Raw genomic sequence first — 23,548 nt, forward strand, 5'->3', positions numbered from 1 at the left:
AGGTATTGTCATGTTGTTAACTACAGCAGAAATAATCAAAAAACAATATATAGGCTTTGACGGATACCGTTAAAGCCTTTTTTTATTCCTTAATCTCACAAAAAACAATAAGATGTTGACCAACACAATTACAATAAAAACTGTTTCGAAAAAAACACTGGGAGACCTTCATACTCCCATGAATATTTATCTTAAGATCAGGGACAAATTCAGGGATACCATTCTTCTGGAAAGTTCAGATTCAAAGAGTATTGATAATAATTTTTCCTTCATTGCGGTGAATGCTATTGCCGGAATTGAAGTGAAAAACCTCAACGAATATGAAATCAAACTTCCTGCTTCTGCTCCCGTAAAGCAGTTTATTATGGAGCGAAATATCACAGATATATTTGAAGAGTTCCGAAAAATTTTTAACTGCAAAGAAACCAATGATCCGATTGAACAGACGGCTCAGAGTCTTTTTGGCTACACAAGTTTTGAAGCGGTACAGTTCTTTGAAAACATCAGTCTTAAACCACAGAGCAAGGAAGTAGAAATCCCTGTGATGAGATACAGATTATACCAATATGTAATTGCGATCAATCATTTCAATGATGAAATGCATATTATTGAAAACTTTATTGATGGGGTAAAATCTGAACTTCATCTGCTGGAAAACCTTATTAAAAATCAGAATACTCCGGTTTATCCTTTTGAGAAAACAAGTGAGGAAACCTCTAATATTACCGATGAAGATTATCTTGAACTTGTAAAAACAGCTCAGAAACATTGTATGCGTGGTGATGTCTTCCAACTGGTTTTAAGCAGAAGGTTTGAACAAAAATTCAAGGGAGACGAGTTTAATGTATACCGTGCTTTGAGAAACATCAACCCTTCCCCTTACCTGTTCTATTTTGATTATGGAAATTACAAACTATTCGGTTCAAGTCCTGAAAGCCAGTTAATCATTAAAAATAATAAAGCAATTATTCACCCGATTGCAGGAACTTCGAAAAGAACCGGAAACTTTGAAGCGGATCTTGAAGCTATTGAAGTTTTAAAAGCTGATCCCAAAGAAAATGCTGAGCATACCATGTTGGTAGATCTGGCAAGAAATGATCTTGGAAAGCTTGGAAAAAACGTAACAGTTACTAAACTTAAAGAAATCCAGCTTTTCTCCCACGTTATTCATATGGTAAGTGAAGTGACGGCAGATGTTGAAGATGATATCAATCCTCTTGAAATGGTTTCTGCCACTTTCCCTCAGGGAACATTAAGTGGTGCTCCAAAACATAAAGCACTTCAGTTGATCAACCAATATGAGAAAGACTCCCGTGGATATTATGGCGGCTGTATCGGAATTATCGGATTGAACGGAACCTGCAATCAGGCCATTATGATCAGAACCTTCTTAAGTAAAAACAATACGTTATTTTATCAGGCTGGTGCCGGCCTTGTGGCAAAATCTGTCCCTGAAAGCGAACTGCAGGAAGTCAACAACAAACTGAACGCCCTGAAAAAAGCCGTAGAAAAAGCTGAAAAAATAGTTGAAAAATAAATCAACCAACTATCTAACAGTAACAAAAACAACCAGCAACTCTCTAACAAAAAAGCAATGAACAACAATATAAACACTCAACAACCACAGCTTAAAGTTCTCGTTTTCGACAACTACGACAGCTTTACCTATAACCTTGTCCAGATTATCGAAAGAATTCTGAATCAAAGAGTTGATGTGGTAAGAAATGATAAAATTACTCTTGAAGAGATTGGAAAATATGACAAAATCATCCTTTCTCCAGGTCCCGGAATTCCTGAAGAAGCCGGTATTTTATTAGACCTTATTAAAAAATACGCCCCTACCAAAAGTATCCTTGGAGTATGCCTGGGTCAGCAGGCTATCGCCGAAGCTTTCGGAGGAAGTTTGATTAACCTTTCTGAAATCTTCCACGGAGTAGCCACCACTACTGAAATTGTAAAAGAAAACACCAAAGTTTTCAAAGATTTACAATCAGGATTGGAAGTAGGAAGATATCATAGCTGGGCAGTCAATCCGGAAGGATTCCCGGAAGAACTGGAAATTACGGCTGTAGATAAAGACGGAATGATCATGGCTTTACAGCACAAAACATATGATGTACACGGAGTACAGTTTCACCCTGAAAGTATTTTAACGCCGGAAGGAGAAGTAATCATTAAAAACTTTCTGTTGTCATGAAAACCTTAGAAATCTCTTCAACAACCATAAAAACACCACAAATGAAAGAAATACTGCAATATCTGTTTAATCATAACACACTCTCAAAATCTGAAGCAAAAGCGATGATGATTGAGATTGCACAGAATAAGTTCAACGCCGCAGAAGTGACTGCTTTTATGAGCGTTTTTCTGATGCGGAATATCACCTTGAAAGAGCTGGAAGGCTTCAGAGAAGCTTTATTACAGATGGCTGTTCCTGTAAACATCGACGCCAATGATGCTATTGATATTGTAGGAACGGGTGGAGATGGAAAAGATACCATCAATATCTCCACTCTGGCCAGCTTTGTAGTAGCCGGAGCCGGACAAAAGGTAACAAAACATGGAAATTACGGAGCTTCAACCACCACAGGTTCATCGAATGTACTGGAAGAACTGGGATATCAGTTTAAAAACAGCTCGGAACAATTGAATGAAGATCTTGAAAGAGCCAACATCTGCTTTTTACATGCACCTTATTTTCATCCTGCTCTGCAATCAGTTGGATTATTGAGAAAATCTTTGGGATTGAGAACATTCTTTAACCTTTTGGGCCCATTGGTAAATCCGGCAAAACCAAAATATTCAATGATTGGAGTTTATAATCTGGAAATTGCAAGAATTTATCAGTATCTCCTTCAGAAAGAGGAACGTGATTTTACTCTGGTCCATGGTCTTGACGGATATGATGAAATAAGCCTTACTGATGATAGTAAAATCATTACAAAAAACGGTGAAGAAATCTATTCTGCAGAAGATTTAGGTTTCAATCCGGTAACACTGGAAGATATTAAAGCCGGAAGTTCCATTCAGGAAACGGCAAAAATATTTATGAATATTCTGGAAGGAAACGGTACAGAACAGCAGAACTCTGTAATTCTTGCCAACGCTTCAGTAGCCTTACACAACACTCATAAATTCGGGACGTATGATGACTGTCTTTTAATGGCTCAGGAAAGCCTTCAAAGCGGAAAAGCATTGAATAGTTTTAATCTTTTAATTAATTAGTCTTACAATTTTTTTAACCGTTAAGAATTTTTAAGTAATGAAGTATACAATCTTAATGGTTCAAAAGAAAAAAGTTTAGACAGGTTCGAATAAAATAATCATTGATTAAATTTTAAACACAAAAAAATGACTATACTGGATAAAATTATTGAACGAAAAAAAGAGGAAGTTGCTGCAGCAAAATTGCGAATTTCCCTTGACCGATTAAAAAGCACAGCCTTTTTTGGAAGACCTACGTATTGTCTGAAAGAATCTATCAAAAATAAGAGAGGAATTATTGCTGAGTTTAAAAGACAATCTCCCTCAAAAGGAATCATAAACAATAGTGTACAACCATTGGAAGTAGCTTCTGCTTACGAAAATTTCGGAGCAAGTGGAATTTCTATCCTGACTGACCATGATTTTTTTGGAGGAAACCTCAATGATATTCTAAGCGTAAGAAATGAGATTACTATTCCGATTCTGCGAAAAGATTTTATGATTGATGAATATCAGTTTTACGAAGCCAAAAGTATTGGAGCTGATGTTGTTTTACTGATTGCTTCATGTCTATCACCAGCTCAGGTACAGGAATTCACAGAATTAGCTCATCAGCTGAAATTGGAGGTTTTACTGGAAATTCATACGGAAGATGAACTGAAACATTTCAATTCAAAAATCGACTTAGTTGGGATTAATAACAGGAATCTTAAAGATTTCAAGGTAGATCTTCAGCATTCGGTTCAGTTGAAAAATCAACTTCCAAAAGATGTTTTATCAGTTGCAGAAAGCGGTATTTACAGCCTTGAAGATTTCCAATTTTTAAAGGAAAAAGGATTTGACGGTTTCCTGATGGGAGAATATTTCATGAAAAATACAGATCCTGCCAAAGCTTTTGAAGAATTCGCTTCTCAAATTTAAACTCAACAACAATGAAACTGCAACCTACAACCACCAATCTGCTACCTCAACTCAAAGTCTGCGGTCTTACAAAACAGGGCCAGATTCAGGAATTGATTGCTATGAATACAGATTTTCTCGGTTTTATCTTCTACGAAAAGTCACCGAGATATGTTCTGAATCATCTGAGTCTGGAAGAGATCTCAACTCTTGAGCATCGCGGAAAAGTAGGTGTTTTTGTCAATGAAGAAGTAGATATCATTGTAAAGATCGTTCAGCACGCAAATTTGAATTTTGTACAGCTTCACGGTGATGAAAGCAATGATTTTATAACGGAGCTAAGACAAAAACTGAATCCTGAGGTTGGAATCATTAAAGTAATCAGAATAGGAAGTAATACGGCAGAAAATCAAAATAAAATAACACAAATTCTTGATCTGCAACAAGCAACCTGCAACCTGCAACCTATCACCTACTACCTATTCGACACTGACAGCAAAGCCTTTGGCGGAACGGGAAAACAATTCGACTGGAATATGCTGAATGAATTTGAAATTCCACTGCCCTACTTTTTAAGCGGCGGTATTTCTGAGGAAAATATAGAGAATATTGATACATTGAAACAACAACCTTTTGCTTTAGATATCAATTCGAAATTTGAAACAGAGCCCGGAAATAAAAATATTGACCGCATAAAAAAGTTTAAAACTTTATATCAGCAAAATAAATAACACATAAAAACACACAAGGATGAATATACATTTGCTCAAAAAGACATTTTACAAAACCTTATTTCCCCCTAAGTTCGGGAATGAAAAAATTCAGAATCTGTACCACTTTGTTGCACAGAACGACAGTAATACGGAACATTGGGAAGTGGGAGGACTATTGTCTGATTTCATTTGTATTATTAAAGATTTTGAAGAAACAGATATTCAGTATTTTTTTGAAAGAATCAGCTTATGGAACAGCTATTATCTGGTTATTATTTCAGATAAATTTTTAGAAAACCATGTCAGATCAAGTATAAAATATGACCTGGGATTAATTTATGCTAAAATATTCCTGTTGTATGAAGACTCTGACCCTTATTTTATGATTGATAACCTGGAAATTGCCATTACCATGTATCAGTCGAAAATAGATAAAGCGACCTTAATTGATTTAATGCACAAAATAGAATTACTGTATTATAAAAAACTGATTACCAAACAGCAAAATGATTACCATCTCACATTTATTAATAGCTTAAACCCATGAAATATAAGATAAAAGAAACGAAAGATTTAACGGAAGCCGAGATCAAACATATTCTTGAACTTTGGGACATTTCTGCATGGAACACGATGAAATCTACCTATTTCCGATCTTTTTTCAAAGATTCAGAATTTCATTTTCTGGTAGATGCCCATGAAAATATTCTGGCTGTTATAAGGGTGAATTTTGATTTTACCTTAAAAATAGCAGACACAGCATATACTTTTGCAGAAGCTGTAGGGCTTGTAGCAGCTCATAAAAAGAAAGGATATGGTGCTGCATTGGTAAAGAATTTCAAGGAAAATGTTATTCAGAGAAATTTGGAAACGATTGGTTTCTGCCATTCCGATCTTCGTTCCTTTTATGAAAAATGTGATATAGAAATTCTCCACGAAAAAGCCAAAATGATCAAAGAAAGTATCGGCTCGGATTGGGTGAATTCTGAAGATGATGATATTTTAATTTTTCATACCTCGCAGAAAAGAAAAGAACTGCTGAACCAGCTGAGTGTACAAAACAACGCTTATTTAATTACTAAAGAATAAAAAAAATGAATTATAAAAACCCCGATGAAAACGGATATTATGGAGAGTTTGGAGGTGCTTTCATCCCCGAAATGCTCTATCCTAATGTAGAAGAACTGCAAAAAAACTATCTTGAAATCATAGAATCTGAAGATTTTCAGGCTGAATATCAGGATTTGCTGAAAAATTATGTCGGAAGGGCTACACCACTCTATTTTGCTAAAAACTTAAGTCAAAAATACCAGACACAGATTTATTTAAAAAGAGAAGATCTCAACCATACCGGAGCTCACAAGATCAATAATGCTCTGGGACAGGTTTTATTGGCAAAACGTCTTGGAAAAACCAGAATCATTGCTGAAACCGGTGCAGGACAACATGGCGTTGCTACTGCTACAGCGTGTGCTTTGCTTGGTCTTGAGTGCATTGTTTATATGGGAGAAATTGATATCCAGAGACAAGCCCCGAATGTAGCAAGAATGAAAATGCTGGGTGCAGAAGTTGTAGCAGCTACTTCAGGTTCAAAGACCCTTAAAGATGCAGTAAATGAAGCATTAAGAGACTGGATCAACAATCCTGTGACGACTCATTATGTGATTGGAAGTGTGGTAGGACCTCATCCTTTCCCTGATTTGGTGGCAAGATTTCAAAGTATTATTTCAAAAGAAATCAAAGAACAGCTGAAAGAGAAAATTGGAAGAGAAAATCCTGATTATGTGATTGCCTGTGTAGGTGGAGGAAGTAATGCTGCAGGAACTTTCTATCATTTTGTAGAAGAAAAAGAAGTAAAAATCATTGCTGCGGAAGCCGGAGGATTGGGTGTAGATTCAGGAAAATCTGCTGCGACTACATTCTTAGGAACGCTTGGAGTTCTTCACGGAAGCAAAAGCCTTGTGATGCAGACGGAAGACGGACAGGTGATAGAACCTCATTCTATTTCTGCAGGGCTGGATTATCCTGGAATAGGCCCTTTCCATGCGCATTTGTTCAAAGAAAAAAGAGCAGAATTCTTTAGTATTAATGATGATGAAGCTTTACAATGTGCATTTGAATTAACCAAACTGGAAGGAATCATTCCCGCACTGGAAAGTTCTCATGCGCTGGCAGTTTTAGATAAGAAAAAATTTAATGAAAATGATATTGTCGTTATTTGTCTGAGCGGCCGTGGAGATAAGGATATGGAAACATATCTTAAAGAAATTAGAAGTTAGATACTAGAAATTAGTAAGTATTACCTAATAAAAAGTATTCACCTTCTAACTTCTAATCTCTAACTTCTAACCTCTATAATAAAAAAATGAAAAAACTAAATATATACTTCACAGCAGGAATTCCACAGTTGGAAGATACCGCTGATATTATACAACTGATTCAGGAATCCGGAGCCGATATGATTGAAATCGGAATGCCTTATTCTGATCCTGTGGCAGACGGACCTGTGATCCAGAAAGCTCACGAACTGGCTTTACAAAACGGAATGACCATTGAAAAACTATTGTCTCAGCTGAAAGCAATCAAAGACGAAATCAGAATTCCGATTATTTTGATGGGTTACATTAATCCTGTTTTGAGCTTCGGATTTGAGAAATTCTGTGCGGCATGTGCGGAAAGTGGTGTTTCAGGATTAATCCTTCCCGACCTTCCTCCTATTGAGTTTGAGAAAAACTATCACCATATTTTAAAACAGTACAATCTAAACTTCACCTTTCTGGTAACTCCGGAAACTTCGGATGAAAGAATGATCTATCTGGATTCTTTAAGCTCAGGATTCCTGTATGCCGTAAGCTCCTCTTCCACTACCGGAAATGAAAATGCTGTTTTGAAAAATGAGAGTTACCTTTCCAGAATCGCAGCTCTTCCACTTAAAAATCCGGTAATGATAGGATTCGGTATTAAATCGAAAGAAGATTTTGAAAATGTCACGGAAAAAGCAGATGGTGGTATCATTGGGACAGCCTTTGTGAATATTTTGCTTCAAGATAGAGACTGGAAGAAAAGTGCTATAGATTTTATCCATTCCATAAAAGGGTAAAATTCACTAAATTTGTATATCAAAAATTGAAATGAATACAAATCAAAATAAAGCAGTAGAATTTGAAGATTTAGGAGTCAAAGAATATCAGCCTGCCTGGGATTATCAGGAACAGCTGATGAAAAACATCATTGACACCAAAATAAAAAACAGAGATCTTCCTGCAGAACAGCATACCACTACTCCCAATCACCTTCTTTTTGTAGAACATCCTCATGTGTATACCTTAGGAAAAAGCGGGCATGAAGAAAATATGCTTGCCGGCATTGACAAGCTGAAAGAAATTGATGCTACTTTCGTGAAAGTAAATCGTGGCGGAGATATTACCTATCATGGTTATGGACAAGTTGTAGGTTATCCTATTCTGGATCTTGAAAACTTTTTCACGGATATTCATTTATATATGAGAAATCTGGAAGAAGTGATCATCAGAACCATTGCCGAATATGGTATTAAAGGAGAGCGCTCTCCGGGAGAAACCGGAGTTTGGCTGGATGTTGGAAAACCTTACGCCAGAAAAATGTGTGCGATGGGAGTGAAAGCTTCCCGTTGGGTAACTCTTCACGGCTTTGCATTGAATGTAAATACGGATATGCGTTATTTTGAATACATTATTCCATGTGGTATCAAAGATAAGCAGGTAACTTCATTAAAAAGAGAACTTGAAAGAGAATTGACACCAGAAGAAATGGAAGAACTGAAAGCAAAGATCAGAAAGCATTTCGCTGAAGTTTTTCAGGCAGAATTGATTTACAAATAGTCAAGTTTATTTACAATATAACAAACCCGGTTTCAATAGTTGAAACTGGGTTTTTAGTTTTATGATAATGTTATTTTTATTCGCTTAGACTATCCACAACGTTTGTCATTCCGTAGGAATCCAAATCGCAAAAAATAACGGATTTCACCATTTTAAAAATTTTCTATTTTCTCTGAATATCCCTATAAAAATCATCATTTTCCTACCTTTTTCACTATCATTAAATCAATAAAACAACAGAATAATTTATTTTTTTTGAAAAAAATATTGCTCATATTTTAAATTTTATTACTTTTAATGTCACAAAATAGTGAACTATCACCATTATACAGTTCACTAAAAATTAACCACAAAATATAAAAACTATGAAAAAATTTCTGTTATCCATGATGGTATTCGTGACGGTACTGTCATTTAATTCCTGCTCGGATTCAGGTGCCAATCAGGATCCTAATCTTGTTGCTAAAGAGTCTAACGAAATCGCAATGAAAGACTTTGGCAAAACTGTTCCGGTAGGGATAGAAAAAGAGGATGGAAAATTTAAAGTTTCATTTATGGTTTCCGCACAACCTTATCAAATTAAGGATACCAAAGAAAATGCGGGATTTATCTCCATGATCAAAGAAGCTGTAGAAAATGAAACACCTGTTCAGATTTTTCTGAAAGCTAATTCTAATGAAATCGCAAAAGTAGAAAAAGCAACAGCTGATGACATCCGTTATTTCAAATCAGTATTCAACAAAGAAGAAAGAGGTGACAGCAAAAAAGCGGTAAGCGTTATTCCTAATCTTGCAACGCTGAACAGCTTATTCACTCAGATCAAAAACCAGTCTTGTGGAACTTCTACTGCATCCTCACCGTGTATCACATTCAGATATCCTGTGGATGGATGCTATGCAAGAGCGCACAAAATGAGACAAATCCTTTTGAATGCAGGTTACGACTGTGAAAAACAATTCGTATATGGTAACTTAAGAGCTTCTACAGGAACATGTTGTGTTTCATGGGTATATCACGTAGCCATTTTGGTAAGCTTCAAAAATGCTTCCGGAATTGTTGAAAAAAGAATCATTGACCCATCATTATTCTCCAGCGGACCAGTAACTGACGCTGCATGGAGAGCTGCATGTACCAATACCAGCTGTGGATCTGCTTCTGTATCTTCTTATGCCAATACAGCAGGAAACGTATACTACAGAAGTCCATCTGGTTCTCTGTTATATGATAACAATTATGTAAATACCAACTGTGTATTAAATATATTCTCATCCCTTTCAGGATGTTCTCCTTCCCCTGCACCTAGTGTAGCAAGCTGTGGATTTTAACTAATTTATATAGAGCTCCTGTCTATATATTGATATATTGCAGGAGCTTTTTACTTAATCTTTTTTATTATGAAAGCCTGGTCCTATTTACTATTACTTTTTATTATGATTACATCCTGTTCCGGTAATTCCAGTTCACAGAACTTAACCTGGTACAATAATGCCACAATTTCCAACATCATGGAAGATCCCGATAAACCTAATGAAATGGTACGCGTTGCTATAGGAATCAGCGCTCAGGTTTTTTATCTCTCTAAAAAATCACCGGAATATAAAAGCCTGATGGAAAAAGCAACTCAAAGCTTTAAAAAAGGTAAGACCTATAATATTGGTATTGAAAATAAAACCAATATCATCAAAGAAATTAAAGAGGTCAAATAATCCGGATTATCTGATCACAGAAATCCCGGCATCCACTTTCACTTCTGCCCCATGGATATAGGAAGCTTCTTCTGAAGCCAGAAACAGAACTACATTGGCTATTTCTGACGGTTCACCCTGCCTTTTAAAAGGAATTGTAGGAATAATATCATCTATAGCACTTTCAATCTGCTCTCCGGTTAAACCTGTATTATTAAAAATATTGGTTTTAATGTGCCCGGGACTTACTCCATTCACACGGATTCTACGTTCTGTAAGTTCTACGGCAAAAGTCTTGATCATTGACTGCACCGCAGATTTTGCTGCAGAATACACCGAAAAATTAGGCATCGCAATCTCTGTCGCCACGGAAGTATTGAAAATAACGGAGCTTCCGCTTTTCATCAATGGTAATATCTGCTGTACAGTAAAAAATGGTCCTTTTACCAGCATATTAAAGAGCTCATCAAACTGATTTTCATCTACATATTCCACGGGAGCAAATCTTCCGTATCCCGCATTGGCAAAGACCAGATCAATATGTTCTGTATATTTTCTGACTTCCTGCTGAAGATTCATCAGATCTTTTATATTTCCTGAATTGGATACAATTCCGCAAGCACTTTCTCCAAGCTTTTCCAAAGCATTATTCACGGTTTCTTCACTTCTTCCTGTAATAATGACTTTCCCTCCTTCTTCTATAAATTTCTGAGCGGTAGCCAAACCCATTCCATTAGTTCCTCCTGTAATTAAGGCCGTTTTGTTTTTAAATCTTTGCATTGTTTTTAGTTTAAAATTCTAGGGCAAAGATTGGAATTCAAAGGTTTTGAAAAAATCCGAATCATGCTGAAATGATTAAAACTGAAACTAAAAATTTCTCATTGTACTCTTCATTATTTTACCTTTTTAAAGTTTATCAATAATTGCTATCAATAAAATCTTTCAAAATTAAATTGCACACAATTAAATTGAGTGTACATTTGTACTGTTCATTTACTTCAACATTAAAATAGAGGTGATAAAACACAAAGTAGTTTAATTTAAAAACAAAATAAAAATGTCATTAATAGAAAATCTAAACTGGAGACACGCTGTAAAAGCTTATGATCCTACCAAAAAAGTTTCACAGGAAGACCTTAATACTATCTTAGAATCAGCAAGACTGGCTCCTACTTCATCCGGACTACAACCGTTCAGAATTATTGTAGTAGAAAACCAGCAACTGAAAGAAAAAATGGTAGCAGGCGCTTTAAACCCTGAAGTCATGAGAGATTCTTCTCACGTTTTGGTATTTGCAGCATGGGACAGTTATTCTAATGAAAAAATTGACAAAGTTTATGATTATCATACCGATGTAAGAGACCTTCCGAGAGGACGTTTCGGCAGCTATACGGACACCATCAAAAAAATGTATGGAGCACAAACTCCTGAAGAGCATTTTGCCCACACTGCCCGTCAGACTTATATTGCCTTAGGAATTGCTCTTGCACAGGCTGCAGAACTTAAAATCGACAGTACACCGGCAGAAGGATTCAACAATGCTGTGGTGGATGAAGTGCTGGGATTGAAAGAACTAGGATTAAAAAGTGTAACTCTTTTATATCTTGGATACCGTGACGAAGCTAATGACTGGCTTTCTTCTATGAAAAAAGTCAGAATTCCAATGGATGAATTTATCATAAAAAAGTAATACCTTCATCGAATCTTTCGTACTCAAAAATTATGGAAAATCCGAAAACACCCAAACTAGAAAACCAGATTTGCTTCCCGCTGTATGTCATCGCCAAAGAGATTACAGGGCTTTACCGTCCTTTTCTTGATGAACTGGGCATTACGTATCCGCAATATCTTGTGATGATGATATTATGGGATGGTGACGGACTTACGGTAACGCATATCGGAGAAAAACTGTTTCTGGACAGTGGAACCCTAACCCCTCTTCTTAAAAGACTGGAGTCTAAAGGATTTATTATCAGAAAGAGAAAAAAAGAAGACGAAAGAGTGGTTGAAGTATTTTTAGACGAAGCTGGAAAACAGCTTCAGCAGAAGGCTTGTGAAATTCCGGGAAAAATCCAGGAAAAACTGGGAATACAACCGGAAGAGCTGCTGCACCTTAAAGACACAGTCTTAAAAATATTAAACAAAATAGAAAAATAAATGAAAACGTTATATACCACTAAAGTTACTGCTCAAGGAGGCAGAAACGGACATGTGAAAAGTGAAAACGGAGTTTTGGAACTTGATGTAAGAATGCCAAAAAGCTTAGGAGGAGCCAACGATGATTTTGCTAACCCGGAAATGCTTTTTGCAGCAGGATATTCTGCATGTTTCGACAGCGCTCTGAACAGAGTCATCAGTCTTTCTAAGGTAAAAACCGGAGAAACTACAGTAACCGCTCAGGTAAGCATAGGCCAGATTGAGAATGGCGGTTTCGGACTGGCAGCAGAACTGGATGTGAACATCCCTGGAGTTTCTCTTGAAGAAGCGCAAGCTTTGACAGAAAAGGCACACCAAATCTGTCCTTATTCTAATGCTACCAGAAATAATATGGAGGTGAAACTTTCAGTAACCAACAACGATTAATCCAATTTTTTTAAGCATAGTTATAACGAAAGGAGCTGTTTGTACTGAAACAGCTCCTTTTTATTTTTTTTATTTTCCCGCAGATTTCGCTGATGATGCAGATGATTGAGGATATTTTTATATGCTTATAATGGTTAAGAATTTCATTCATAATTTATAATTTATAATTCATCATCACCTCCTGTCTTTATTTACGTCACTTTTCTGATAGGCATCTACCTTTTTATAAGAATCGTTTTTTTCTTTTTCCTTTTTATCGGAAATCAGAATTCCGAAAAGATGGTCGATCTCATGTTGAAAAATCACCGCGGTAAAACCTTCTACAATTTCTGAATATTTCTGCCCTTTTAAATCCACATATTCCAGTTGGATAACTTTACTTCTGTAGAACTGATCTCTGAAATCAGGAATAGACAAATCACCCTCAGGACCAAGATTCTGCAAATCGGAGCGCCAAACAATTACCGGATTAATAAAATATTCCAACGGAGTTCCTTCTTTATCAAAACGCTGTACCCAGATGATTTTTCTGTTGATTCCCACCTGAGGAGCCGCAATGCCTACTCCACCATCTGTTGACAGTAGAGATTCTTTCATTCTTTTTACCAAAACAGCTGTATTGGGATCAAGAGGATCTGCTTCTGAAGAAGTGTTCAGCAATGTTTGATGCTGATTATTATCCGTCGTCTGATAAATTGGTAACGCCTTATTTACATCTCCCTGATTGATGATGGAAAGTTCATTGGAAGTCAATTTTTGTGCATTGAACAGTCCGATAAAAAAGATCAGCAGAATGGGTAATTTCTTCATATTTTTTTTATGTTACACAAAGATAAATATTGTGACATAAAAATGATTTATTTACCGATGAATTTTAAGTTTTGGCTAAAGCCGATGGAATTTTGATATAAAAAAATGAACGGGCTAAAGCCCGTTCCTATTGAATTGAATGTAAGTAATTGATTTTGTCATTCTGAAAGGAATGCAATAAATTGAAGAATCTTATAATAAATTAATAGTGAGATTCTTCCTTCGTCAGAATGACACTTTTGTAAAAAATTAAAAAGTCTTCGTCATATCTCCCGGAATAATCAGATTGAAGTCTGTCGGGATATAATCTTTGGCGGGTACTTTCAATTCAGGATCATCCGATTCAAAAACGGAGATTACTGCCATTTTCAGGTTAGGATTTTTCTGTTTGATGTACCAATAAATTCCACCGAATTCTTTACTGTGATAGTTTCCATTATAGTGGATGAAGGTTTTTCCGGCCTGATAGCTTTTCAGGATAGATTCAGCCATTGTAGCATCTTTTGTAGCCTGAGCTGAAATGAAATTCATCACTTTGGTTCCTTCTGCATGGTCTCCCATCATCTTTTTCATTTCCGGATATCCGGGAGTATCCAAAGTCACTTTGATAGGCAACTGAGCAATATAGGTTTTCTCTTTTTCGCTTAGTTTATTTAAAGATTCAAGACCTTCTTTTGCCGTTTGAGAGGCATATCTCCTTGGGATATTGGTAGCAACAAAATTCAGCTTTTTATCCTTAGCAAAATCTACCAAAGGCTTGTAATCAGTTGCATAATTGTTCCATAAACGGGCAGAATCTTTCAAAGTTTTAGCATCAAACTTTCCGTTTAAATATTGATCCAGTTGCGCCTGATTGTCTCTTTCAAACATTTCTGCACCTAAGATCAGCTGACCGTTCTTTTTGGCAAACAGTGCTTCTGTAATTTTAAGCTGAAGCCAGTGATTGATAGAACTGTTATGATTTTCACCAAAAAAGACCACATCATAATCTGCCAATTCTTTAACCAGCTTTTCCGTCTTTACTTCTTTTCCTTTTTTATCATAAAATTGATACGCTTTTAAGTCCTGTGCCTTTAATGAACAGAATCCGGCAAAAAGTATCGCTATGAAAATATTCTTCATTATAATTTTATATTTAATCCCAAATTACACAAATATTCTGGTAGCTGCAGATCACTTGTCATAAAAAAGACCGCTTTGAATTTTACAAACAAAACGGTCCCATTCAAATCATCTAATTATTATTTCTCTAATGCGGCTACAAGGTCCTTCCATTCCTGAAGTTCAGGAATTCCAGGCTTTCTTTTTCCGAAGAACTGAACGATGAAGTCACCTTCATTGTTGAATACTTCGATAGCAGTTACTTCTCCGTCTTCAGTTGGTTTTTTCACGATCCATGCTTCTGCAATTTTCGTTACATCAAGGTGTAAGTTGAAATCAGGATCCATCACGTTGAACCACTGTTGGTGCCAAAGTGTTTTCTTCACATTTCCTGTGTGGATCTGGATAATTCCTCTGTTTCCAACGAAAACCATGATCGGTGTATTTTTCTCAGAAGCATCTTCAAGGATGTTCACTACTTTAGCATTATCAATTTTCTTTGCAAATCCTTCCGGAGCCAATCTTAATGCCTGCGTTCTGCTTACTCCATATTTTCTGGTCATCATGAAGAAATCATGAGTATCTTTCAATTCTGTCCATGCTTTTTTGAAACCTTCCACATCAATGTCTGAATCTGCTTTTTCAGCCTGTTTTGGAGCTACTGCTTCAAAAACAAGTACTTGATTCTGATCTTCTGCTTTGAATTTTTCTACGATCGCATCGAAAGCAGCTTCATTACTGTCTTTCGTCAGATAAATCTTGTGAAGTGCCAAACCATCTTTTCCAAAAAACTGAAGGCTTTTCTTCTCTCCTTCCAATACTGCAAACGCAAATTTCCAGTGGTTAAGGAAAATTCTAAGATCGATATCTTCACCCACAAAAAGCTGTGCATGAGGGCTGCTGAAATCTCCGTTCAGGTAAGTTCCTTTTCTTTCATGAACACATTCATCATTACGGGTAAGAGCCATTACTTTTCCTAATTGCTCAGCTTCTGTAAGGATTCCCTGGAAATCCGGATTCAGGACCGTAACGCCTTCTCCAATGCTTGTTGCCAATAATTCTGCCTCACTTACTTCCAGCTGTGCTGCAGCATTTCTTATTCTGATATGTGGATTTTCTGCTTTCAGAGCTTCCCATTTTTCCTTTAAATCATTAACTAATGTGCTCATTACTTTACTTTTTTATGGTTAAAATTGTATAAATTCTTCGTATTGTTTCGTTTCCTGTTTTACTTTTTATTTCTTCTTCTCTTTCAGAAGTTTTCATTCTTTTAAATTCGCTTTTGGAGACCAGCTCTTCCATTTCACGGTTGCTGTACAGAGTAAAATCATATTCCGTAAACGGCAGTTTTTCCATGAACTCTCTTTGTCCGAACGTAAGAACGAAAGTTCCGTCATCTTTTAAAACTCGGTAGATTTCATTTAAAAATTCAACCGGATTTTCCCAGAAATAGACTGTGTTTACGGTAAATATTTTATCAAAAGATCGATCCCGAAAAGGAAGCCTTTTGCCTTCATACAGAACAAAATCTGCTTCGCTTTCAAATTCTTTATTGAGCCTTTTGGCTTCATTATGCATGGTCTCAGAAATATCAATTCCTGTATATCTGAGGTTTTTAGCAAGACTCATTAAGCTTTTCAGATGGGCAGCGTTTCCGTGTCCTATTTCAAGAATCTGTTGCTCATCTTCTATCACAAGTGTTTTGATGCTTTCCAACGTCATGCTGATGTTGGTAGCATTCATCATTTCACCAATCTCGATGCCTTTTTCTCCCTGAGGATTGGCAAGATTCTGTGCGAGGATTTTGAGTTCGTCTTTTTCCATGGTTATCCAAAAATGATCATTGGGTTATTGGTAATAGGGTGCCCGCAAATGGTACAGGGAAAATTATAGGCATTACTGATATTTTCTTCCGTAAAAACTTCCTCTGGAGTTCCATAGGCGGAAACCTGTCCTGATTTCATTAATAAAATCTTATCTGCAAACTGTGCAGCAAGGTTCAGATCATGCAAAACAACAATAGCACTGTTGGCTTTTTTGGTAAAATTTTTGATAATTTCCAATGCTTTGTACTGATGTTTTATATCTAAATTATTCAATGGTTCGTCCAGAAAAACTAGTTTATGGGCGATATCATTTTCAAGCTGTGCCATTACTCTTGATAGATGTACACGTTGCTTTTCTCCTCCCGAAAGAGTATTGTATTCTCTTTCTTTGAGATGAAAAATATCCGTTTCGTACATCATATTATTCATGGCTTCCAGATCTTCTTTTCCGGGCTGGGCATCGAAATACGGATACCTTCCCATCATGATGACATCTTTTACCTCAAGCGGAATATCGTTGCTGTTATGCTGTGAGAACTTTGCTTTGTGTTTTGAAAGTTCTTGTATATTCCATTCTTTAATAGGTTTATCTTTAAACAAAACTTTGTTATGGCTGGATTTCACTTCATCTGCCAGTACGCTCAGAAGGCTTGACTTTCCTGCTCCGTTCGGTCCTACAATGGCCAGAAATTCACCGTATTCCAGAGAGACATCTACCCCGTCCAGAATCCTGAATTCTTTATGTTTATAATTAATCTGGTGTGCCTTGATCATTACAGTGATTTTTTAAATTTAACCAAAATAGCGATAAAAATAGGGCCTCCCATTAAGGCTGTTAAAATTCCGATCGGCAGTTCTGACGGTGCCACAATACTTCTGCTGAAGGTATCTGCCGTCAATAACAAAATACTTCCACACATTGCTGATAATGGCAAAATAAAAGTATAGTTGGATTTGAATAACAATCTTAAAATATAAGGTACAATAAGACCTACAAAACCGATGGTTCCTGAGAATGCTACACAACTACCCACCATTAACGCCACGATAATAATAATCTGCTTTTTCAGTCTTTCCACATTAATTCCCAGATGTTGTGCATCTTTCTCTCCCAGCATCATTGCATTCAATGCTTTTCCTTTTGGAAGTAAAATAATGTAAGCAATGAGCGCAACAATAGCCAGAATGATATTCTTTGTCCATGTAGCGGCTGCCAGACTTCCTAAATTCCAGAAAGTAAGATCTCTGAGCTGCTCATCTTTTGAGATATAGATCAAAAATCCGGTTATCGAAAACCCGATAGCTGTTATCGCAACTCCGGTAAGCAGCATCATCACTACATTTGTTTTTCCTCCGCTGGTCGAAATTCTGTACACCAACATCATTGATAAAAAAGAACCGATAAAAGCCGCTATTCCTACCAGTGAAAATTGTACAGCTTCAGGAAGATATTCTTTGAAATGTCCTCCTAAAACAATCGCAATAGCTGCCAGCAACGTTGCTCCTGATGTAAGTCCTATTAAATCTCCCGTTGCCAGAGGATTCTTGAAAAGTCCCTGAAGACTCGTTCCTGAAACCGACAACATACTTCCTACTAAAATCGCCATGATAATTCTGGCTGCTCTTACGTCCCAAATCACATATTTATCACTGAGTGACAAACCGGAATCTCCTTTTATAAATTGCCACAGAGCCCTGAACGGAGAGTTTTCTCCGAAATCATAAACGCCTGTATTAAGTGACAGTACTGCTATAATGATCAGCAGTACCGCACTTATAATAAGATAAAAGTATAGTTTACTTTGTGCTTTCAATTAAAAGTTTGTTTAATCCTACTGCTGCTTCTCCTACTCTTGGTCCAAAACCTGATACTAAACCTCCATCCATTGCAATGATTTTCTTGTTTTTACCTGCATTGGTCTGAGATACTCCCGGCATTTTTAGTGCTCCTTCATTACCTCCTGCTCCCTGTAAACCAGTTTCGAAAAAGAATAATACATCAGGATTAGCTTTTACAACCGCTTCCGGTGTCAATGGTTTGAAATCTTCAAAATCAGTCACTGCATTTTCTCCTCCTGCAAGGGTAATCAATGCAGCCATTGGGGTATTTTTACCACTTACCATCAGCATATTTCCTCTTGCGTAGATGAACAATACTTTTGGTTTTTTAGCAATAGGTTGTACCTGTTTCAGATCGGCATCAATTTTATCATTTAATTTCTGATAATCTGTATTTCCAACAGCTTTTGCTACCTGTTCGATTAGTTTTTTGGTTCCTTCAACCGTGTATTCCTGTTTGAAAACTTCTGTTTTAATGCCTGAAGATTTGATTTTACCCATTAATTCCGGGTTGATATCTTTATCAGAAGCAAGGATCAAAGTAGGACTTACAGCCATGATCGGCTCGATTGTCATCGATCTCATGTGACCCAAATCTTTAGCCGTAGCTTTTAAAGACGCAGGGTAAGTACTGGTAACATCAGTTCCTACGATTTCTTTTTCGTGGCCTAAAGCAGCTACAATTTCAGTAATTCCTCCGTTTAATGTTACTATTTTATTGTTAGTTTTTGGTGCTTCAGAAGTAGCTTCTGTAGTATTTTCTTTTGCTCCTGCTTCTGCTTTTTTGCAAGAATATACTGCTACAAGAACAGAAGCGGCAAGGATGAATTTTTTCATGATATACTATTATTTGATTATTTATAAAGGTTCGAATTCAAAATTGGTGTACCCTCTTTCTCCTTTTGTATTTTTCATGGTATTGAATCTCAGCTTGAAATAAAAACCTTCAGCATCTTTCAATACAAAGAAACGGTCTGCATACACAAAAGGAACAGGATTGGAAGCTGTACCGGTAGTGGTTCTCCACTTATCACCAATCGCTCTCTGGTCATTGAAAACAAATTTCGCAGGCTCTACATCTTTCAGTTTAAAGGCATTGTAAGCAGCATCAAGACTTCCTGTAACCGTTACCTGATAAGCTCCCACACCATTCAGGGTATTCGTTGCTACAAAATCAGCATAAAAATAACTTCCTGCACTGGTAGTAGGCCCCATGAATACTTCATTGGTAAATGTGGTAAATACAAGATCCCATTTTTTCTTCTTTGGCTGAATTTTTACCGGAGTTCCTGTTTTCAGGTTAAAGAATGAAAAGTTGTATTCTGTATCTTTGGTAATGATATATTCTTTGATATCTGTTCCTGTTGCATTCACATCGGCATAACGGATTTTATATCCATTCTGCGCTCTCAGAATCTGAATTTTTTTCCATCCTCTCGGATCACCGGACAATGAAACAGAACCAGCTCCGATATTGGCAGAAGAAGGTATTTCTCTTCCCAGATTGATCAGATACACAGGGTTATCAGCATCATTTTCTTTGATGGCATCAATTCCTGAAGTCTGATTTAAGAAGTCTCCGTTCGGATTGTCAACATATTTCATGTTGGCAGCATCAAATGTTCCCACCTGAGCAATGTCTTTTAAACTTGAAATATCAGTTTCCTTTACTTTACTGATGTCAGAAGCGTTGGGTATTTTGATCACTGTCATCGCAAGAGAGCCGTTCATAATCACCCTGTAAGCATCACCACTGTAAAAACCAAGGTCCCAATCTGTTCTGCTGTTGACTGCAGGATTGGTATAATCACTTAAATCGATCCAAACCTGATTAGGTTCTGTAGGACCACCAACTTGCACACTTACTTCAGATCCTGTCATAGGAGGAACCGGAACCGGATCTTCGTCTGCAGATAAACAAGACTGTGTGGCAGCCATGATAGAAAGAACAGATAATATTTTTAGATACTTCATAATCGTAACGTATTATTTAAAATTGAAACATTAATCGGGCAAAATAGCTTCTGCCATAGAATAAATTAACAAACCCGTTCGCTGCAGTATGGGCTGAGCCTGCCACTGCTGTAGAGTTTAATCTTGTTACATCGAATATATTTTTCACCCCTGCGGAAATTTCAAAATGTTTGTTCCAGAAAGGCTGGCTCACAATGAAATCCATCATATGAAAGCTATCTACTTTTCCAAGACGGAAGTCGTTTGCTCCATCGGATACATAAATTCTGTCCGGACCTGTGAACTTATAATAAAGGGAAAAATTGGTATCGGTACTTTTCAGTTTGTAGGTTGCTGAAGCTCCTGCCTGCATCAGATACTGGAAGTCTGTAGGGGAAGAAGATTTTAAATCAATCATCGATACTGATGTTCCGCTTACGGATCCTCTTAAAGACAGAGCAAACTGATCTTTTCTGAAATCTACATTAGCTGTAACCAATAGATTTTTAAATTTATTAATGTTCATGTACTTGTAGGTGGAAGGCTCTTTTACCATCACCATTTCAATTCTGTCACGTACATCCAGATATAATGCATCTACTCCATAAGCGATTTTCCAGCCATTATCTACTGCAAAATTCTGGTTCCAGAAAAGTCCTGCGGAAAATCCTTTTTCGGGATTCAAATCGGGATTTCCTTGCACATCATGATTGATGTTTACAAAATAGGTGTACAGTTCTTCATATTTAGGATAACGGTTGGCTGATCCTACCACTGCTCTAAGGTTTGAATTCTCAGAAGTTTTATATCTTGAGGATAAAGAGTAATTGTATTGATTGCTGAAATTCTCACTAAGAGATAATCTTACTCCCGGTCTTAAAGAGAATTTGTCTGAAACATTCCATTCCGCAGAAAGGAAATTGGAATAGGTAAATATTTTTCTCTTTACCGCCTCACCAAAGAAATCACCTGCAATAAGTGCGGCATATCCGTTGGTATAGTCTAGCTCATACCCTAACTGAAAGTCAAAAACTTTACTATCCAGGAAGTTGCTGAACATCCCTCTTGAGTAGATAACATCTGTTTTATAATAAGACTTTTCGTCCTGGCGGCTTTTTATGGTTCTGTTGGGAATATCGTAAACGTAGTCGTAATATTTTCTGTCCTGGTTCTGATAGGAGAAGTCTCCCATATATCGGATGTGCCCCAGGTTGGTTTGAATATTAAATTGGTGAACCCAACGGTCTGTATTGTATCTTTTGTCTCTGCTTTCGTAGGCAACTCCACCTAATCCGTCATTAAGAGGATTTCTGTTAACCTCCGGATTGTAGAAATTGAATTTTTCATTCAGATAAGACAGTTTGTAGAAGAATGTAGTTTTATTTTTGGTATATCTTAACAAAGCAGAAGCATCATACTGATCTTTCGGGTTCCATTCATATCCTCTTTTGTTATCCTGTCCGAAATACTTGTAGCCTTTACTTTCTCCTTCATATCCCATAAACTGGTTATGGTTAAAATTGATACTTGCAAACCATTCATTATTGATATTATAATCTACATTCAGATTCTGAATATGTCTCCCGTTTCCTCTTTTCTTAAGATCATAATTGTCTCTCACCGTTTCTTCCTGCAATGAGCCTCTTACGCTGATCTTTTTGGTACTGGATTTCTTGGTAATAATGTTGATGACTCCGGCAACAGCGCCATTTCCGTACTCAACTCCCATACTTCCTTTTACAATTTCGATTCTTTCGATATTGCTCAAAGCAATTTTAGTAAGGTCAATATTACTTCCCAGTCCTGTATCCCCTACTACCGGAATATTGTCTATAAGGATTTTTACATAATCACCATTAAGTCCCATGATCTTGGCTGTAGAATTTCCTGAACGGGAATCCGGAGTAATCTGTATATTAAGACTTTGATTTAAAACCTCGGCAACATTGGTAGCGGCCATATTTTTAATCTGTTCTGCATCAATAACATCAACCTTATAGATAGATTTGTTAATGGACTGTTGCATGTACTGTCCTGTAATAACAACTTCTTCAATTTTCTTTTGATTAAGAGAATCCTTTTCTTGTGCATTTACCCATAAGGCCACGGATAATGATAGAACGGAAAGCACTTTCTTCTTCATAAGGGTACAAATTTTCGACAAATATAAAACTTTATTTAGACTCATTAAAAATAATTATATATTTTTGTGGAATAATTCTAAATAAAAATAATCTCATGAAATTAAAATTACTTTTAGGAGCTCTGATGTTTACAGCCTTAACTGCGAATGCTCAGGTATCTAACATCAATGAAAATTTCAACAATTTTACCGCTGGGAACACTACTTTCCCTCAGTTTGGATGGTCTGCCATCGTTGCACCGATAACGGGTGAGTTTCCTCCTGTACCTCCAAGAATGATTGTAGCAGGAGATTCCAACAGATTCGTTCAGTCGTATGCAGGAAACAATGCAACAGGTTCTTCTTATCTGATTACTCCACAGATTGAAACTCCAACAGGAAATAAAACGTTGACTTTTGATACTACCCTGGTATCTCCCTCTCCTGGTCCGGGAAGCATTCAGATAGGAGTAGCATCCAACCCTGCAGACATGTCAACATTCGTTCCTGTAGGAAGTCCTATTAATGTTTCGGTTATTGGGACAGTACAGAATATCAGTGTTAATATTCCGGCATCCACAGGTTCTTATATTGTATTCAAATTCACACCTACAGCTACTCACGTAGCGATTCAGGTAGATAATGTAGTGTATAACACGACTGCTTCTTTAGGCGTATCAGACAACCATAAATCAACAGAAAATTTCAGATTTGCCTTAAATTCTGATCAGTCTGCTATAGAATTTATTGTAAAAAAAGATCCTAAAAATATTCAGATCTATTCTGCAGCAGGACAAAAAGCAGCGGAAGGAAAACTGAACGGACAAAGATTTGATATCAGCACCCTTCAAACAGGAGTATATTATATGAATATTGAAACTGCAGAAGGAAAATTGATCCAATCAAAATTCATCAAAAAATAAGGTTTATTAGACTATTATTTGCCTTTTTA

General features: G+C 36.7%; 25 protein-coding genes and 1 pseudogene. 16 read left to right on the forward strand and 10 right to left on the reverse strand.

Features of this window, described 5'->3' with window-relative positions; all coding sequences use genetic code 11:
* Positions 1-112 precede the first annotated feature (112 nt).
* The 12 genes and pseudogenes from ACMA47_RS03710 (at position 113) to ACMA47_RS03765 (ending at position 10,383) form a co-directional block, all read left to right on the forward strand.
* Complete coding sequence (locus ACMA47_RS03710) at positions 113-1,537, forward strand: anthranilate synthase component I family protein (RefSeq protein ID WP_413928722.1); 1,425 nt, start codon at positions 113-115, stop codon at positions 1,535-1,537.
* 57 nt (positions 1,538-1,594) lie between these two features.
* On the forward strand, positions 1,595-2,197 hold the full coding sequence (locus ACMA47_RS03715) for an anthranilate synthase component II (RefSeq protein ID WP_413928723.1): 603 nt from the start codon (positions 1,595-1,597) through the stop codon (positions 2,195-2,197).
* Between the two features lie 41 nt (positions 2,198-2,238).
* Positions 2,239-3,225 carry an anthranilate phosphoribosyltransferase gene (gene trpD, locus ACMA47_RS03720; protein ID WP_413928975.1) on the forward strand — a complete coding sequence of 329 codons (987 nt, stop codon included), beginning with the start codon at positions 2,239-2,241 and terminating at the stop codon, positions 3,223-3,225.
* Positions 3,226-3,351: 126 nt separating this feature from the next.
* Complete coding sequence (gene trpC / locus ACMA47_RS03725) at positions 3,352-4,125, forward strand: indole-3-glycerol phosphate synthase TrpC (RefSeq protein ID WP_413928724.1); 774 nt, start codon at positions 3,352-3,354, stop codon at positions 4,123-4,125.
* Positions 4,126-4,136: 11 nt separating this feature from the next.
* Positions 4,137-4,835 (forward strand): phosphoribosylanthranilate isomerase, encoded by a 699-nt coding sequence (locus ACMA47_RS03730; RefSeq protein ID WP_413928725.1) that lies wholly within the window; start codon positions 4,137-4,139, stop codon positions 4,833-4,835.
* 19 nt (positions 4,836-4,854) lie between these two features.
* Positions 4,855-5,364: a hypothetical protein gene (locus ACMA47_RS03735; RefSeq protein ID WP_413928726.1), complete on the forward strand. Its 510-nt coding sequence runs from the start codon at positions 4,855-4,857 to the stop codon at positions 5,362-5,364.
* Entirely contained in the window at positions 5,361-5,906 is a 546-nt protein-coding gene (locus ACMA47_RS03740; RefSeq protein ID WP_413928727.1) for a GNAT family N-acetyltransferase, read from the forward strand. Before ACMA47_RS03735 ends, ACMA47_RS03740 begins: the two co-directional genes overlap by 4 nt.
* Positions 5,907-5,911: 5 nt before the next feature.
* Entirely contained in the window at positions 5,912-7,096 is a 1,185-nt protein-coding gene (trpB, locus tag ACMA47_RS03745) for a tryptophan synthase subunit beta (RefSeq protein ID WP_413928728.1), read from the forward strand.
* Between the two features lie 83 nt (positions 7,097-7,179).
* A pseudogene (gene trpA, locus ACMA47_RS03750) lies at positions 7,180-7,917 on the forward strand (tryptophan synthase subunit alpha); the annotation flags it as partial.
* Between the two features lie 31 nt (positions 7,918-7,948).
* Positions 7,949-8,677 carry a lipoyl(octanoyl) transferase LipB gene (gene lipB, locus ACMA47_RS03755; protein WP_413928729.1) on the forward strand — a complete coding sequence of 243 codons (729 nt, stop codon included), beginning with the start codon at positions 7,949-7,951 and terminating at the stop codon, positions 8,675-8,677.
* A gap of 365 nt (positions 8,678-9,042) precedes the next feature.
* Positions 9,043-10,002 carry a protein-glutamine glutaminase gene (locus tag ACMA47_RS03760; protein ID WP_413928730.1) on the forward strand — a complete coding sequence of 320 codons (960 nt, stop codon included), beginning with the start codon at positions 9,043-9,045 and terminating at the stop codon, positions 10,000-10,002.
* A 69-nt stretch (positions 10,003-10,071) separates the two neighbouring features.
* Positions 10,072-10,383: a hypothetical protein gene (locus tag ACMA47_RS03765; RefSeq protein ID WP_413928731.1), complete on the forward strand. Its 312-nt coding sequence runs from the start codon at positions 10,072-10,074 to the stop codon at positions 10,381-10,383.
* A gap of 6 nt (positions 10,384-10,389) precedes the next feature.
* On the opposite strand, the gene ACMA47_RS03770 is transcribed toward ACMA47_RS03765, so the two are convergent.
* Positions 10,390-11,142, reverse strand: a complete 753-nt coding sequence (locus ACMA47_RS03770; protein ID WP_413928732.1) for an SDR family oxidoreductase — start codon at positions 11,140-11,142, stop codon at positions 10,390-10,392.
* A 277-nt stretch (positions 11,143-11,419) separates the two neighbouring features.
* On the opposite strand from ACMA47_RS03770, the gene ACMA47_RS03775 reads away from it, so the two are divergent.
* From ACMA47_RS03775 to ACMA47_RS03785, 3 genes are read left to right on the forward strand one after another with little or no spacing between them, the layout of a single operon-like run.
* Positions 11,420-12,052, forward strand: coding sequence for an NAD(P)H-dependent oxidoreductase (locus tag ACMA47_RS03775; protein ID WP_413928733.1), 633 nt, complete (start codon positions 11,420-11,422; stop codon positions 12,050-12,052).
* Between the two features lie 32 nt (positions 12,053-12,084).
* On the forward strand, positions 12,085-12,519 hold the full coding sequence (locus ACMA47_RS03780; RefSeq protein ID WP_114820596.1) for a MarR family winged helix-turn-helix transcriptional regulator: 435 nt from the start codon (positions 12,085-12,087) through the stop codon (positions 12,517-12,519).
* Positions 12,520-12,945, forward strand: a complete 426-nt coding sequence (locus ACMA47_RS03785) for an organic hydroperoxide resistance protein (RefSeq protein ID WP_413928734.1) — start codon at positions 12,520-12,522, stop codon at positions 12,943-12,945.
* 174 nt (positions 12,946-13,119) lie between these two features.
* Here the strand turns inward: ACMA47_RS03785 and ACMA47_RS03790 are convergent, their stop codons facing one another.
* The 9 genes from ACMA47_RS03790 to ACMA47_RS03830 form a co-directional block, all read right to left on the reverse strand.
* The gene (locus tag ACMA47_RS03790; RefSeq protein WP_051934330.1) at positions 13,120-13,755 is read right to left on the reverse strand and encodes a peptide deformylase; all 636 of its coding nucleotides are present in this window, start codon (positions 13,753-13,755) and stop codon (positions 13,120-13,122) included.
* A 249-nt stretch (positions 13,756-14,004) separates the two neighbouring features.
* The gene (locus tag ACMA47_RS03795; RefSeq protein ID WP_413928735.1) at positions 14,005-14,877 is read right to left on the reverse strand and encodes a ChaN family lipoprotein; all 873 of its coding nucleotides are present in this window, start codon (positions 14,875-14,877) and stop codon (positions 14,005-14,007) included.
* A gap of 119 nt (positions 14,878-14,996) precedes the next feature.
* Positions 14,997-16,025: a hemin-degrading factor gene (locus tag ACMA47_RS03800; protein ID WP_034696052.1), complete on the reverse strand. Its 1,029-nt coding sequence runs from the start codon at positions 16,023-16,025 to the stop codon at positions 14,997-14,999.
* Between the two features lie 4 nt (positions 16,026-16,029).
* Positions 16,030-16,680, reverse strand: a complete 651-nt coding sequence (locus tag ACMA47_RS03805) for a class I SAM-dependent methyltransferase (RefSeq protein ID WP_413928736.1) — start codon at positions 16,678-16,680, stop codon at positions 16,030-16,032.
* 2 nt (positions 16,681-16,682) lie between these two features.
* The gene (locus tag ACMA47_RS03810; RefSeq protein WP_413928737.1) at positions 16,683-17,456 is read right to left on the reverse strand and encodes a heme ABC transporter ATP-binding protein; all 774 of its coding nucleotides are present in this window, start codon (positions 17,454-17,456) and stop codon (positions 16,683-16,685) included.
* Positions 17,456-18,496: a FecCD family ABC transporter permease gene (locus tag ACMA47_RS03815; RefSeq protein WP_413928738.1), complete on the reverse strand. Its 1,041-nt coding sequence runs from the start codon at positions 18,494-18,496 to the stop codon at positions 17,456-17,458. Before ACMA47_RS03815 ends, ACMA47_RS03810 begins: the two co-directional genes overlap by 1 nt.
* The gene (locus ACMA47_RS03820) at positions 18,480-19,358 is read right to left on the reverse strand and encodes a heme/hemin ABC transporter substrate-binding protein (protein ID WP_413928739.1); all 879 of its coding nucleotides are present in this window, start codon (positions 19,356-19,358) and stop codon (positions 18,480-18,482) included. Before ACMA47_RS03820 ends, ACMA47_RS03815 begins: the two co-directional genes overlap by 17 nt.
* A gap of 21 nt (positions 19,359-19,379) precedes the next feature.
* The gene (locus ACMA47_RS03825) at positions 19,380-20,495 is read right to left on the reverse strand and encodes an HmuY family protein (protein ID WP_413928740.1); all 1,116 of its coding nucleotides are present in this window, start codon (positions 20,493-20,495) and stop codon (positions 19,380-19,382) included.
* 16 nt (positions 20,496-20,511) lie between these two features.
* Entirely contained in the window at positions 20,512-22,617 is a 2,106-nt protein-coding gene (locus ACMA47_RS03830) for a TonB-dependent receptor plug domain-containing protein (RefSeq protein ID WP_413928741.1), read from the reverse strand.
* Between the two features lie 95 nt (positions 22,618-22,712).
* Between ACMA47_RS03830 and ACMA47_RS03835 the strand changes: the two genes are divergently transcribed.
* Positions 22,713-23,519 (forward strand): choice-of-anchor J domain-containing protein, encoded by an 807-nt coding sequence (locus ACMA47_RS03835; protein ID WP_413928742.1) that lies wholly within the window; start codon positions 22,713-22,715, stop codon positions 23,517-23,519.
* Positions 23,520-23,548: the final 29 nt, after the last annotated feature.

The organism is Chryseobacterium sp. T20 (assembly GCF_047345655.1).
In the GTDB taxonomy this organism is placed as follows: domain Bacteria; phylum Bacteroidota; class Bacteroidia; order Flavobacteriales; family Weeksellaceae; genus Chryseobacterium.